At 66.8% G+C, this 13,381-nt stretch carries 12 protein-coding genes; 6 read left to right on the top strand and 6 right to left on the bottom strand.

The window, feature by feature from the left end:
- Window positions 1-4: 4 nt before the first annotated feature.
- Together TVC13_RS13210 and TVC13_RS13205 are read left to right on the top strand one after the other, a co-directional pair.
- A complete protein-coding gene (locus TVC13_RS13210; protein ID WP_422401646.1) occupies window positions 5-436 on the top strand; it encodes a hypothetical protein in 432 nt (143 codons plus the stop codon).
- A 551-nt stretch (window positions 437-987) separates the two neighbouring features.
- Window positions 988-1,344, top strand: coding sequence for a hypothetical protein (locus TVC13_RS13205; RefSeq protein WP_422401645.1), 357 nt, complete (start codon window positions 988-990; stop codon window positions 1,342-1,344).
- A 361-nt stretch (window positions 1,345-1,705) separates the two neighbouring features.
- On the opposite strand, the gene TVC13_RS13200 is transcribed toward TVC13_RS13205, so the two are convergent.
- The 5 genes from TVC13_RS13200 to TVC13_RS13180 all read right to left on the bottom strand — a co-directional run bounded on the left by TVC13_RS13200 (window position 1,706) and on the right by TVC13_RS13180 (window position 8,085).
- A complete protein-coding gene (locus TVC13_RS13200) occupies window positions 1,706-3,418 on the bottom strand; it encodes an amidase (RefSeq protein ID WP_422401644.1) in 1,713 nt (570 codons plus the stop codon).
- Window positions 3,418-4,467, bottom strand: coding sequence for an agmatine deiminase family protein (locus TVC13_RS13195; protein WP_422401643.1), 1,050 nt, complete (start codon window positions 4,465-4,467; stop codon window positions 3,418-3,420). Before TVC13_RS13195 ends, TVC13_RS13200 begins: the two co-directional genes overlap by 1 nt.
- 23 nt (window positions 4,468-4,490) lie before the next feature.
- The gene (locus tag TVC13_RS13190) at window positions 4,491-6,131 is read right to left on the bottom strand and encodes an amidohydrolase (protein WP_422401642.1); all 1,641 of its coding nucleotides are present in this window, start codon (window positions 6,129-6,131) and stop codon (window positions 4,491-4,493) included.
- On the bottom strand, window positions 6,131-7,369 hold the full coding sequence (locus TVC13_RS13185; RefSeq protein ID WP_422401641.1) for an MFS transporter: 1,239 nt from the start codon (window positions 7,367-7,369) through the stop codon (window positions 6,131-6,133). The genes TVC13_RS13190 and TVC13_RS13185 overlap by 1 nt, the downstream gene beginning before the upstream one ends.
- Window positions 7,370-7,470: 101 nt before the next feature.
- A complete protein-coding gene (locus TVC13_RS13180) occupies window positions 7,471-8,085 on the bottom strand; it encodes a TetR/AcrR family transcriptional regulator (RefSeq protein WP_422401640.1) in 615 nt (204 codons plus the stop codon).
- Between the two features lie 166 nt (window positions 8,086-8,251).
- On the opposite strand from TVC13_RS13180, the gene TVC13_RS13175 reads away from it, so the two are divergent.
- The 3 genes from TVC13_RS13175 (at window position 8,252) to TVC13_RS13165 (ending at window position 10,351) form a co-directional block, all read left to right on the top strand.
- Window positions 8,252-8,797, top strand: a complete 546-nt coding sequence (locus TVC13_RS13175) for a hypothetical protein (RefSeq protein WP_422401639.1) — start codon at window positions 8,252-8,254, stop codon at window positions 8,795-8,797.
- 42 nt (window positions 8,798-8,839) lie between these two features.
- Window positions 8,840-9,337 carry a hypothetical protein gene (locus tag TVC13_RS13170; protein WP_422401638.1) on the top strand — a complete coding sequence of 166 codons (498 nt, stop codon included), beginning with the start codon at window positions 8,840-8,842 and terminating at the stop codon, window positions 9,335-9,337.
- Window positions 9,338-9,565: 228 nt separating this feature from the next.
- On the top strand, window positions 9,566-10,351 hold the full coding sequence (locus TVC13_RS13165; protein WP_422401637.1) for a hypothetical protein: 786 nt from the start codon (window positions 9,566-9,568) through the stop codon (window positions 10,349-10,351).
- Here TVC13_RS13165 and TVC13_RS13160 read toward each other — a convergent pair.
- The gene (locus TVC13_RS13160) at window positions 10,314-11,240 is read right to left on the bottom strand and encodes an EamA family transporter (RefSeq protein WP_422401636.1); all 927 of its coding nucleotides are present in this window, start codon (window positions 11,238-11,240) and stop codon (window positions 10,314-10,316) included. The two genes, TVC13_RS13165 and TVC13_RS13160, sit on opposite strands and share 38 nt — an antisense overlap.
- A 436-nt stretch (window positions 11,241-11,676) precedes the next feature.
- Between TVC13_RS13160 and TVC13_RS13155 the strand changes: the two genes are divergently transcribed.
- Entirely contained in the window at window positions 11,677-13,332 is a 1,656-nt protein-coding gene (locus TVC13_RS13155; RefSeq protein ID WP_422401635.1) for a bifunctional metallophosphatase/5'-nucleotidase, read from the top strand.
- Window positions 13,333-13,381: the final 49 nt, after the last annotated feature.

The following is a 13,381-nucleotide window of genomic DNA, read 5'->3' as shown; positions in this document are numbered from 1 at the left end:
CTAAGTGGAGAATTTCGATCTTCCTCCGGAACGTGCGGAGGCCCTGCGGCGGGCCGAAACGCTCGCCAGGAAGATCAACCTCCTCCTGGACGTGATCATGTCCGAGTCCGGTAAGCCCTACGACTATCCTGCGATCCGCGACGGCGCTCAGAAGGCCGGGTACTACCTCTCCCGGACCCGCTGGTCGCTGCTGAAATCCGGCAAGGAACAGGTGGTTCCGGACGAAGCCCTGCGCGCTATCGCTGCGGTGTTCGACGTCGACCCCGAGTACCTGCTCCAGGAGGGCGGAAAGCTGCCCGAACGGGTGGAAGCTGAACTGGAACTGATCCGCAGCCTGCGCCGTGCCGAGGTGCGCAATTTCGCTGCCCGTGCCCTGGGCCCAGTGGACCCGGAAGCGCTGCGTGCCATCGCCAAGATCCTCGACGAAACCGATTAGCCGTTTCTTTTGACCCGTCCGGCCTGCGCTGTTAGGGTTTCACTCATGTCTCACACATGTGTGAAACATGAGTGAAACCAAGAATGCCGGACGGGGACAGCGCTCGCTTGAATGCGAAGCCGCAGACATTATGTGACTGGGGGGTCACGTCTGTGTGCCTGTTCCCGAGGGATCGTATCCCTCAGGGCTGCGCGCCCCGTCCGCGTTCTTGGTCACCGCCCGGAACTCAGCCTCAGGGTGGTGAGAGCGAGCTCTGCTGCCCGTGGGGGGACCAGTGCGAGATTGCTGGTAAAAGTCAGCGAAGGGGGATTCGCTGGCTTTTGCTGTTTCCTGGGGTACATCAAATGGGGGGGAAAATGCGAAAATTGTTAGCTGCGGCGGGTTTGGTTCTGGCTCTGGGGATGACGGGCTGCTCATCCACCAACGGAGAGTCACCTGGGACCCCGGAAACGAAGACGGCGACGCAGCCAGCTTCGACGCCGACTGCTACTCCAACTCCTGAGGCATCACCTTCCGCCGAGCCGGAGGCTCCCTTCCAAACAGCCGTGGAAGTGGCTGCCGCCCTGCAGTCACAGGTGCCCACCATCACCGGCATCACTGACGTGACGGAGGCTAACGATGCCAACAATCTGATCGGCCGCCCGGGGCAATATGTGAGTGCTGCATGGATTGCGGATTCAGCGGCGGACCCGGCGCAGACGGGAATCGACGGCGGAGCAGTGGTGGAGACCTTTGCTACCCCTGAGAACACCCAAACCCGGTCGGACTACATCCAGGGAGTCCTGCAGGGCGCTGGAGGCGTCCTTGGAACCGAGTACCACTACCTGAATGGAACCGTGCTTCTCCGGGTCTCAGGAATATTGATGCCCAGCCAGGCGGCAGTTTACGAAGAGGCCTTCAGTAAATAGCGCTTGGCTGTGGCGGATGAACCCTTTTCCGGTGACTGACGGCGTCATTCTGTGTCGTAATAACGCTGTTTCGGAATGGTTTCTGCGTCCTGCGTCGCAATTACGTCGTTCTGCCGGGCCCATAGCTGCAGTATCGCGACACAGGATGCGGCAGGCCGTGGTTAAACAGCGTTATTGCAGCACAGGATGCCGTTCAAGAACCCCAGCCCCGGCATTCCCACCGTTCGTTACTGGTGGGAAGAATGAGCTCCCGGAAGGCAACAGGTTTCACAACAGGTGGGAACGGCGGACCGGCCCACCCGCAGCCCGCAGCCCGCGGGCAGCCGGAGTTTCCAGCCCAGCCGCCCCGTCCCGCACCCCGCTACAGCCGCGGAGTCCGGGACGGCTCAGTGCGGCGGGAACCGGTGGCCTCAAACGCAGCACCAAACCGGAGCAGCGCATTGTCATCCCAGCCCCGGCCGGCAAACGTCAGCCCCACGGGCATACCGATATCCGGCAGAGTGCCCATCGGCATGGTGACCGTCGGCATGCCAAGATGCCGCGGCACCAGATTCCCGTTGGCCACCCAGACGCCGTTGCGCCAGGCAAGGTCCGCGGACTCCGGGTTTACGTCGGCATCGGCAGGGCCAATATCGGCCACGGCAGGAAAGACCACGGCGTCCAGCCCGAGTGAATCCATCCACGCTTCCAGATCGATCCGCCGGGTTTCCTCCAGCCCGCGCACACCTTCGGCCAGGTGCGGAATCTCGGTGAAGGATTCCACCGGATGAGTCCGCACGTGGGCAGGATAGTTGGCAATGTCGTCGTCGAACCCGGTGTAGCGGTCCGGCAGCGCGCCTTCGGGATGCGGGAAGATCGCGGCACCGTCGACGTCGGCCAGGGAGTTCAGCTGCGGGTCACCGTTGGCTGCCAGGAAGTCATCCCACGCCCAGGCCGAGAGGTCCACGATTTCCCGGTGCAGGAACTCAGGGCTGACCAGGCCGCGGGAGAATACGGTCGGTGCGCCGGGCCGGTCGCCCTCGTAGTTGGAGACCGCCGGGAAATCGACCTCCACCACCTCGGCGCCGGCAGCTTCGAGGTCCCGGCGGGCGGCCTGCCACAGTTCCAGCACGGAGACCCGGGTGTCGATCCGCTGCCCGGTGGGACCGCCGATGCCGGGGGAGTCCGCGGTGCCGGCATCCGGATCGGCATTGATGTACATCTTCGGCACGCCGAACCGTTTCCCGGCCAGGACCCCGCGCGCGGCATCCGCTGACGGCACCGCCAGGGAGGGGTACGACGCCGGACGCACCTCGGTTGCGGACGGAATCGTCACCCATGGCTGGGCGCGCCAGAAATCCCCGCGTGTCTCGGCGTCGTCCGTCACGATCACATCCAGGACTTCGAGCAGGTCCGCCATGGACCGGGTATGCGGAACCACCACGTCCATGGTGGGAACCAGCGGCCAGTTGCCGCGGATGGAGATCACGCCGCGGGAGGGGGTATAGGCGCAGAGTGCGTTGCACGACGCCGGTGCGCGGCCGGAGGACCAGCTCTCCTCGCCCAGCCCGAAGGCCGCAAAGCTCGCCGCCGTCGCCGTGCCGGACCCGTTGGAGGATCCGGACGCGAACGCCGAGGTGAGGAAGTCCTTGTTGTACGGGCTTTCCGCCCGGCCGTAGAGTCCGCGCTGCATGCCTCCGTTGGCCATCGGCGGCATGTTCGTCAGGCCGATCAGCACCGCACCGGCCTCCCGGAGCCGGCCAATCGTGAACGCATCCTCCTGGGCCACCAGGTCAGCGAAGGCCGGGGAACCGGCGGCGACGGTCAGCCCGCGCACCTTAAAACTGTTCTTCGCCGTGTACGGGATGCCGTCCAGCGGGCCTCGGGTTTCCCCGCGGGCACGTCGGGCATCGGAGGCACGGGCCTCGGCCAGCATCCCGGGGTTCTCCACGACGACCGAGTTCAGCTTCGGTCCGGACCGGTCGTAGGCCTCGATCCGCGCCAGGTAGGCGGTAACGAGTTCCTCGCTGGTGGTTTTCCCGGTCTCCAGCGCCTCCCGAAGTTCGGCAATGCCGGCCTCAACGACGTCGAACATTACGCCTCAGCTCCGCTGCGGGCGGCAGGCTGCTGCTGGCTGATGCAGTGGATGCCGCCGCCGAACTCGAAGATGTCCCGGGCATCCACGAGCTCGATGGTGCGGCCCGGGTAGGCGCGGGACAGAATGTCCGCGGCAGCGGCGTCGTTCACGTCGTTGAAGGCACAGAGGATGACGGCACCGTTGGCGACGTAGTGGTTGATGTAGGAGTAGTCCACGAACCCGTCGCCGGCATCGATCACCGTGGGGGCGGGGACGTCGATGAGTTCCAGCTTCCGGCCGCGGGCATCCGTTGCGGCTTCGAGGACCGCACGGATTTCCTGCATGACCTCGTGGTCCGGGTGGGCCGGATCGTCCTGCCGGTGCAGCAGCACCGTGCCGGGGGAGGCGAAGCATGCCACGATGTCTACGTGGCCGCGGGTTCCGAACTCGTCGTAGTCCCGGGTCAGGCCGCGCGGCAGCCAGATCGCCTTCGACGTGCCGAGCCGGGCATGGAATTCGGCTTCCACAGACTGCCGGGTGGCGCCGGGATTGCGTCCCGGATCCAGCTGCACCGTCTCGGTGAGCAGCACCGTGCCCTCGCCGTCGGTATGGAACCCGCCGCCCTCATTGACCAGGGTGCTGGCGGACACGGGCGCGCCGGCCTGCCCGGCCACGAACCGGCCCAGGTGCTGGTCCTTGTCCCAGGCCGCCCAGTCCTGTGCGCCCCAGCCGTTGAAGATCCAGTCCACTGCCGCCACGGAACCGTCGGCCGTGTGGACGAACGTGGGCCCGGAATCGCGCAGCCACGCATCGTCCAGCTCGGCGGCCAGCACCTTGATCCCGTCACCGAGGTATTCGCGGGCGGCGTCGAGGTCCGCCGGATCGGCCAGGACCGTGACCGGCTCGTACCGGGCGATGGTGCGCGCGACGGCGGACCACGCTTTCCGGGCGCGGTCCAGAGTGTCGCTGCCGGGCTCGCCGAAAGTCTCGTTCGGCGGCGGGAACGCCATCCAGGTGCGGTCGTGGGGAGCCCACTCGGCGGGCATGGAGGTGATGCTCGAAGACATTGCAGTGGATCCTTACGGGTCGTTTAGCTCAGGGTAGCGGCCGCGGCGTCGAAGACCGTTTCGCCACCGGTAACGGTCAGTAACACGCTGTTGGCCAGCAGGTTCTCTGCCGGGGAGTCCAGGGGATTGCTGGCCAGAACGGTGAAATCGGCGCGGAAGCCGGCAGCGATCCGGCCCAGGCTGGACTCGGTGCGGCAGGAGTACGCGGCGTCGCGGGTGGCGTGGCAGATCGCGTCGGCCAGGTCCAGGGCATAGCGCGGCAGATTGGCCGGCAGACCGGGTTCCAGCGCCGATTTGCGGGTGGCCGCGACATACAGGTTGGGCAGCGCCTGGTACGGGGCGGTGGGTGCGTCAGTGCTGATCGCCAGTGTGGCGCCTGCGGCGGTGAATTCAGTCCACGGGTAGGCGCGGTCCACGCGGTCATCGCCAAGCACGGCCTGCCAGTTCTCCTGGATCGCCGGGTCGGCGTGTACGGGCTGGACGGAGGCGACGACGCCGAGGTCCGCCAGGCGGGCCACGTTGGCTTCGGTGACGGTTTCCAGGTGTTCGATCCGGTGGCGGCGGTCCCGTGGGCCGTTCACCTTGGCGGCGTGTTCCAGTGCGTCCAGGGCGATGTCCGAGGCCTCGTCGCCGATGGCATGCAGGGCGATCTGCAGGCCGGCGGCGTCTGCGGCGGCCACCACCGGCAGCAGGGTTTCCCGGTCCCAGATGGGTCCGGCGGTGCTGCCGTCCGCATACGGTTCCTTCATGGCTGCGGTGCAGCTGTCGATGACCCCGTCCACGATGATCTTGATTCCGCACAGCTGGAGGTATTCGGCGGTGGGCTGGGCCGCCAGCCGGCGCGCCAGCTCCAGGGCGCGGTCCACCTGCGCCAGGTTCCCGGCGGTGCTGTCCGTGCGGTGGATCAGCCAGTGGCCTTTCACCCGCAGCGGCAGGGTGCCGCGGCGGCGGGCGAGGGCACGTTCGAAGGCGGCGACGTCGTCGTCCTGCACTGCCATGTCCACCGCTGAGGTGACGCCGGCTGCGGCGTAGTGCGTGAACGCGGATTCGAGCGACACGTCCCGGTCCTCGTCCCGGGCGGCGCCGGCCAGGGCAGGCCAGACGATCTGCATGGCGGCGGTTTCGTAGAGCATGCCGTCCGCAGCACCGGCGGCTTCGCGGCCGATGCGCCCGCCGATCGGGTCCGGTGTTGCCGGATCAATGTCCAGTTCGGCCAGTGCAGCGGTGTTGACCCACACCGAGTGCAGGTCGTTCGCGTCCAGATACACCGGACGGTCCGGCACCGCAGCGTCGAGGAGTTCGCGGGTGGGCGCGGCGCCGTCCAGGGCGGTGTGCAGCCAGCCGGCTCCAAGGATGCGCGGTGCGTCGGGGTTTCCCGCGGCAGCCGAGCGCAGGCGCTGCTGAAGCTCGGCCAGGTTCGATGCGTCGCGCAGCTGGACCTTGCCCAGTGCCTGGCCGGTCATCAGCAGGTGGGTGTGCGCGTCGATGATGCCGGGCAGCACAAAGGCTCCGTGCAGGTCCACTGTCCGGGCACCGCTGCCGGCAACTGCCGACGCCGAGGCGGTGTCGCCCACGTACTGGAACTTCCCGCCGTCGATTACAAAGGCGGCGGCAGGCGGGCCGTCGGCGGTGAAGACTGCGGCGTTGGTGTAGAGCGTGCGCATCAGGCCACCGCCGCCACAGGCGCAGCTGAAGCCGCTTTTTCGGCGCGGACCGAGTAACGGGAGATCAGCACAAACGGAACCAGGAGCACCAGCGTCATGACCGAGAGGAGAATGCCGAGGGCTTCGTAGCCGGCGGATGCGGAGACTGCGGTGCCCAGGAACGGAGCGAAGGAGGAACCGATCAGGTACACGCCGAGCGCCGGGGCGGACCACTTGCCGGACGCATCGAGAGCGGCCGCGATGGCGATGATGTAGACAAAGGCGATCAGGTAGAGCGTGTTCCAGATGATGATCACCACCATGTACAGGCCGGAATCCTCCACCATGCCGGATACGAACTTCATGGCGGCACCGGCCACCAGCACGACGGCGAGGGGGAGTGTGCGGCCCAGCCGGCGGCCGGCGAGGGCCACCAGGGCTGAGCCTGCCAGGCCGCCAAGGGTGGACAGGCTCAGCACCAGGCCCATGCCCGTTTCGTCGAGCCCGGCCTGGTCGGCGCCCATGGTGGCGGCAACTGCCCAGAGGGAGTCCTCGCTCAGGCCCCAGAGGGCGAAGCACGCGAGCAAAGCCAGGCCGGCGAGCGTGGCGGTGCGGGTGGTTTTTGAGGCAGCCGGGGCGGCGGTTCCTGCTGCAACGCCCAGGGCGGCAGCAGCGGCGTCGGGCTCCGCGGCCGGACGGTCCGGCAGCCAGCCGGCAGCCAGCAGTGCGGCCAGTGCCAGTCCGGCGAAGAGGCCGAACGCGCTGCCCATGCCCGCCCCGAGGATGGGAATGACGAACAGGACCACGGAGACAATGGCCCGGTTGCTGAAACCGCTGATACCCGAGGCCCGGTCCGGGTTCCGCAGCGCACCGAGCGCGGCGCCCGCGGAAGAAACCGCACCGCCGGCACCGAGGCCGCCGAGAATGACGCCGGCAATGACCACCGGTTCGGACGGGATGAACGCCGCTGCACCGAAACCCGCTGCGGTCAGTGCCAGCCCGGCACGGGCAATCACGTAACGGCCGGAGGCAGCAGCCCACCGGGAGGTGAGCAGGCAGGACGCCGCGCAGGCCAGCAGCGACGCCGTCATGAGGGTGCCGGCGGCGGTGACAGAGAAGCCCGCGTCCTCGGTGAGGGCGACGATCATGATCGGCACCAGGTTGGCCGTCATAAAGCCGATCACGCCGATGCCGAAGACCGCGACGGCGCGTTTGGCGGTGAGGGGAACGCGCCCCTCGGCGGTGATGGTCTGGGCCATGGTGTCTCCCTCAGTGGGTGCGGTGAAGTGTAAATGAATGGGTTTCATTTACTTTCCGGCACAGGGGAGCCTTAGTGCAATAGAAAACGAAAGGCTTTCAGTTAAGTTTGTGTAAACTCCTGCGCCCGCAGCCCTTCGATGAGCACGTCCAGTCCCAGCTCGAAGGCTGCTTCCGCCCGTCCTTCCACGGTGTAAGGCGCTTCCAGGGCGCGCTCGAGCGCCGGGAACTGCCCGGCCGGCGGGTCCCAGACCACGGCCGGCGCGTTGAGTTCCATGGCGGATCCGAGCACCAGGTTGTCGATCAGGGACAGGGCAGAGACGATGCGCTGCGGCGGCAGCCCTGCCTGTTCCAGTGCCATTGCCATGGTTTCGTAGGCGGCGAGGGCGCCGGGATCCTGGACTGTCTGGGTCAGGATCAGCTGCACCAGACGCGGATGGGCCGCTATGCATTTCCGGTAGGCGCGGACGACGGCGCGCAAGGCCTCGTCCCAGGGCAGGTCCTGCACCGGTACCTCCAGCTTTTCGGCGAAGACCCGTGCGCGGATCAGTTCGATGATGTGCTCGCGGTTATCGATGTGGTTGTAGAGCGAGGACTGGCTGACCTCCAGCCGGCGGGCGATCCGCGGAAAACTGAAGTTCCCCGTTTCATCGATCAGCTCCAGTGCCGTGGTGACAATGGCGTCCACGGACAGCAGCGGCGAGCGGGGGCGGGGCATGCGGGGACTCCTCGAATAGTAGGACTCAACAATCTACCGGCCGCAACAGGCTCAGAGGCTCCACCCTGCCTGAACGGACATGCGGGACCGCTCCGGATCGTCGCCGGAGCCCGCGAAGAGTGCACCCGCCCTCCCGCAAGTCAGTGCCCGGGGTTAGGCTCCGGGCATGGGTTGGGGAGAATTCTGGCCGGCAGCTGCGGACTGGGCCATCACGTGGATTCCGGTGCTGGGCCCGCTGGGGATACTGGTGACGGCTCTGGTTGCCTACTTTGGCTACCGGCAGAAGCTGGAGGCGGACCGGCGGGCCCAGTGGTGGGTGCGTGCGCAGTGGGCACTCGAGGCTTCACTGAGTGCCAATCCGCGGCGTTCCCTGGCCGGGCTGGCTGTGCTGAATGACCTCAAAACCTCCTCCCTGGCAACACGGGAGGACCGGGAGCTGTTCCGGCTCATTGGGACGACGGCGCGGGAGGAACTGCTGGGCGCCGGCAGCGGTGCAGTTGCGAGTGCCGAAGTTGCCCGGCCGGCGGGGACGGACGACGGCGGTGCTGCCGCACGCCGTGCCCGGCCCGAGCCGCATACCTCGCTGGACTCCGTGCTGGAGGCCGCCTTGCGGGCGCAGGTAGAAAAGCTCGCTGAGGAGGGCCCGGAGCCGTCCTCCTCCTTGCTGGGCTCACCCGGCGCCCCTACCGTGGGAGAAGCTCAAAACCACTGACCCGCAGTCTTTCCTGCCGAATCCGGACCCAGCGAGGCGATTATGGGCTCCCAGCCGTTCGACCCCAGGGGTTACCAGGGATATCCGCCGCAGAACCGGAATGCGGGCAGGGGGCTGGCCATTGCCGGCCTGATTGCCGGCATAATCGCGCTGCTGCTGTTCTGGTTTCCGGCCGTCAACCTCGTGGCGGTGGTGCTCGCCATCATCGGGCTCGGCCTGGGGATCGGAGGCCTGGTAACCGCCGGCCGGACCGGGAGCTCGGCCAAAGGACTTGGGACTGCTGCCGTGATCATTTCCGCAGCGGCCCTGGTGCTGAGCGTCCTCGCAGCGATCATGTGGGCGTCACTGTTCACCCCGATGGAACGCAACACGGTGACTCCATCGCCTGAGCCGACCAGTACGGCCACCCGCACGGCAACGCCGTCGACTTCGGCGCCTCCCGCGACCGGCACGAGCGCGCCGTCGTCCTCTGCAGTCCCCGGGACCTCCGGGGCCTCGGCCCCGGCCTCACCGCCCAGCGGCGCCACGGCTTCGCGTTGATTCCGGCCGCCGGGACCCTGGGCGGGCGGGATAGCGGCAAGTCCTTGTAGCGCCTCCCGGGCGCGCCTACCGTTGAAAGACCCGAAGAATCGACCCGCTGCCGGGAGGGCCAGAAACAGGGTTCCCCTCGCGGCGGCGTCCGAATCCAGCGAGGCGATGATGGGTACTGGGCCAAACGATCCGATGTACGGCTACGGCGGGCAGGGGTACCCTCCTCCGCCAGGGCTAATGCAGTCCAACAGGGGCTGGGGGATGGCCCTCGCGGGACTGATTCTGGGAATTGTGGCGCTGTTCCTGTTCTGGATTCCGCTGATCAGCTGGCTGGCGCTGATTCTGGCTCTGATTGGCCTGGGACTCGGCATAGCGGCACTGGTAACAGCGGTCCGGCAGCGGACGACGGCCAAAGGGCTGAGTATTGCTGCAGTGGTGGTCTCCGGGGTTGCCCTGATCGCGGCGATCCTTGGCACGGTTTTCTGGGGAGCACTCTTCGGCGCAGTCGAGGACGAGGTAAGCAGCCCTTCCTCAACCAGCGCGCCGTCGGTCACGGCCAGCCCTTCCTCCGGGCCGAGCGCTTCCAGCTCCGCCACGCCAAGCGCTGATCTGCTCCCGCTGGGAGCGGCGGCGGAGGTGGGGGAGTACAGCGTGACCGTTTCGAACGTTCAGCTGGATGCGACCGATGCCATCCTGGGCTTCCGCGAGTTCAACGAGGCGCCCGAAGGCCAGTACGTGCTCGTCACTCTCGACGTCGTTTATAACGGCAACGAGGAGGGTGACCCCTGGCTGGACCTGAGGGCGAACTTCGTTGGATCCGACAGCCGCCAGTATGACGAATCGACGTGCACTGCCCTGCTCGATCGGCAGGGGTCCTCGGTGCCGACGCTGGAGAACGGCGGCGCAGCGCAGTATGAGGTGTGTATGGACGTTCCGGCAGCGGCACTTCCAGGCCAGCGGGTGCTGGTGGAGGAGACTTTCGGAATTACCGGCCGGACCGAGGCGAGCTGGCAGACCCAGTAACCGGCCGGTGCTGTGGTTGCGGCCGGCGTGCTCCGGCATTCAGTCCGGCCGCATTGGCGGCAACCAGCGCGCCAAGAATAAGGATCAGGCCAACCAGCTGGCCGGGCGCGAATGATTCGCCCAGCACAGCTGCACCTGCGGCCGTGGCTACGACGGGGCTCAGCAGCGACATAAAACTGACCCCCGACGCCGGCAGCAGCCGGATCCCACGGAACCACAGCCAGTACGCCAGCACCGTTCCCACCAAAGCCAGATAGAGGTAACCGGCAAGATTCGCCGCGGTGAAGGCCGGCAGTGCAGGACCCTCGGCTGCCAGCATGACCGGAACCAGGAACAAGCCGCCGGCCACCAGCTGCCATGCGGTGGAGACAAGCGGCCCGACGGGCGGCTGCCAGCGTTTGGTCAGCACAATACCGGCAGCCATTGACGCTGCTCCGCCCAGTGCTGCCAGCACCCCGGCGGCGTCGAGCCGGGCGTCCGCTGAAAGAACCAGCAGGCCCACCCCGGCGATTCCTGCGGCGCCGGCACCCAGCTTCACCGGTCCCACGCGCTCGCCGAGTACCCGTGAGGCCAATACCGCCACCAGCAGCGGCTGGACCGCACCGACCATCGCCGCCACACCGCCGGGCAGCCGGTAGGCGGCGACGAACAGCAGGGCGAAGAATGCGCCGAAATTGAGCAGCCCCAGGACCGCGGACTTCCACCACCACGAGCCCTTCGGCAGCCGGCGGAGCACCACGAGCAGCACCAGTCCCGCGGGAAGGGAACGCAGGACGGCGGCCAGCAGGGGCCGGTCCGGCGGCAGGAACTCCGTGGTGACCAGATAGGTGGTGCCCCAGGCTGCGGGAGCAATGGCGGTGAGGGACAGCAGGACGAGTTTGCTAAGCACTTAGCTATCGTTACCTAAGCGCTTAGCAATGTCCAGCCTTTCCCGATGAGGGGAGCCGGCCTAGACGGCTTGGAGGACATTTGTGGTTCCGGCGGCCTAAACGGGCCATGCACCTTCCGCAGGTGCAGTCCGCAGGGGAAGGCTGCCTAAGTACCTATTCCGCATTGCCCCAAGGAGCTGGTTCCCAGTGTTCTCCCCTTCACCTCGGCCCCGTACGCGCGTGGCCGCCGTTCTGGCCGCCGTCTGCGCGGCTAGCCTTGTAGTTATGCCGTCAGCAGCAGCATCCCCAGGATCGGGCCATGGGCCCGGCCACGGTTCCAGCCACGGAAACGGGCACGGTCACGGCCACGGCGGCAAGCCGGGGCACCCCGGAAAACCCGGAAAACCGGACAGGCCCGGTCATCCCGGCAAGGACAAAACCGCCCACCTTACGGTGATGGGCACGTCAGACCTGCACGGCTACATCGAAAACTGGGACTACTTCCAGAACGCGGAGTACGACGACGCCGCCGGCAACGACGTGGGCCTCGCGAAGATTTCCGGCCTGGTGAACCAGGTCCGCGCCGACCGCGGCGTCGACAACACCCTGCTGATCGACGCCGGAGACACCATCCAGGGCACCTCACTCACCGACTACTTCGCCAACGTCGAGCCCATTACCGAAACGGGCGAAACCCATCCGATGGCCGCTGCCATGAACGCCATGGGTTACGATGCCGCAGCCCTCGGAAACCACGAGTTCAACTACGGCACCGACCTCCTGGCCAAGTTCGAGGATCAGCTGGACTTCCCGCTGCTCGCGGCCAACGCCGTCGATGAAACCACAAATGAGCCGGCCTTCTCGCCGTACATCATCAAGACGGTCAAGCCGAAGGGCAGCAAACCCATCAAGGTTGGCATTCTGGGCCTGACCAACCCCGGAATCGCCATCTGGGACAAGGGCAACGTGGAAGGCAAGCTGCGCTTCCCCGGGCTGGTGGAAACCGCGGCCGAATACGTGCCGCAAATGAAGGCCGCAGGAGCCGACGTCGTTGTGGTGAGTGCGCATTCGGGCACCTCCGGCACGTCCTCCTACGGCGATGACCTGCCGCTTGAAAACGCTGCAACGCAGGTCGCCGAGGAAGTCCCCGGCATTGACGCGATCCTGGTGGGCCACGCGCACCAGGAAATCCCCGAGCACTTCGTCACCAACAAGAAAACCGGCGAGCAGGTGCTGCTGACCGAACCGCTGAACTGGGGCATGCGCCTGTCCGTCATGGACTTTGAACTGACCAAGGTGCGCGGCAAGTGGGACGTGACATCGGCGTCGGCCTCCCTGCTCAACGCCAACACCGTGGACGCTGACCCGGTGGTCTCGGACCTGGTCCGGGACGCGCACCAGCGGGTGATCGACTACGTGAACACCCCGGTAGGCACTGCGACCGAGACCATGCCGGCGCCCGAATCCCGGTACCGGGACACGGCCGTGATCGACTTCGTCAACGAGGTGCAGACCCAGGCAGTGCAGCGGGCGCTGGCCGGCACTCCGGCGGGTGACCTTCCGGTGCTCTCCGTTGCGGCACCGTTTAGCCGTACCGCGGTGATCCCCGAAGGGCCCGTGACCATCCGCGACCTGGCCGGTCTGTACGTCTTCCCGAACACGCTCTACGCGGTGGACATGACCGGCGCGCAGATCAAGGAGTACCTGGAGTATTCGGCGAAGTACTTCAATCAGACGGCGCCGGGTGCTCCGGTGGATCCGGAAACCCTGACCAACGCCGACGGCACTCCGGACTACAACTACGACATGTTCTCCGGAATCGGCTATGACATCGACATCAGTGCGCCGGTGGGGGAGCGGATCACCAACCTGACGTACGACGGCGCCCCGTTGGATCCAGCGCAGCACTTCGCCGTCGCGACCAACAACTACCGCCAGTCCGGCGGCGGGAACTTCCCGCACATTGCCACGGCTCCGGTGCTGCTGAACCAGCAGACCGAAATCCGGCAGCTGCTGATCGACTACGTGGTGGCCAACCAGAGCATTGACCCGGCAACGTTTGCGGAGGAGAACTGGCGGCTCGTCCGGGCCGGCGTGCCTGTCTTCGGGTAGGTTGCCGCGGGTTTCGTTGGGCCGCGCCCGGAACTGATTGTTCCGGGCG

This window comes from Arthrobacter sp. 3Tela_A (assembly GCF_049311025.1).
GTDB lineage: Bacteria > Actinomycetota > Actinomycetes > Actinomycetales > Micrococcaceae > Arthrobacter_B.
Note: the sequence above shows the minus strand (reverse complement) of the source record. Positions and strands in the feature narration are given on the sequence as shown.

Excerpts from the sequence above, each read along its gene's own strand:
- TVC13_RS13170 (WP_422401638.1), top strand. The coding sequence starts at position 8,840 with ATGGGCTCCCAGCCGTTCGACCCCAGGGGTTACCAGGGATATCCGCCG.
- TVC13_RS13185 (WP_422401641.1), bottom strand. The coding sequence starts at position 7,369 with ATGGCCCAGACCATCACCGCCGAGGGGCGCGTTCCCCTCACCGCCAAA.
- TVC13_RS13165 (WP_422401637.1), top strand. The coding sequence starts at position 9,566 with ATGCAGTCCAACAGGGGCTGGGGGATGGCCCTCGCGGGACTGATTCTG.
- TVC13_RS13190 (WP_422401642.1), bottom strand. The coding sequence starts at position 6,131 with ATGCGCACGCTCTACACCAACGCCGCAGTCTTCACCGCCGACGGCCCG.
- TVC13_RS13155 (WP_422401635.1), top strand. The coding sequence starts at position 11,677 with ATGGGCACGTCAGACCTGCACGGCTACATCGAAAACTGGGACTACTTC.
- TVC13_RS13200 (WP_422401644.1), bottom strand. The coding sequence starts at position 3,418 with ATGTTCGACGTCGTTGAGGCCGGCATTGCCGAACTTCGGGAGGCGCTG.
- TVC13_RS13195 (WP_422401643.1), bottom strand. The coding sequence starts at position 4,467 with ATGTCTTCGAGCATCACCTCCATGCCCGCCGAGTGGGCTCCCCACGAC.
- TVC13_RS13180 (WP_422401640.1), bottom strand. The coding sequence starts at position 8,085 with ATGCCCCGCCCCCGCTCGCCGCTGCTGTCCGTGGACGCCATTGTCACC.
- TVC13_RS13175 (WP_422401639.1), top strand. The coding sequence starts at position 8,252 with ATGGGTTGGGGAGAATTCTGGCCGGCAGCTGCGGACTGGGCCATCACG.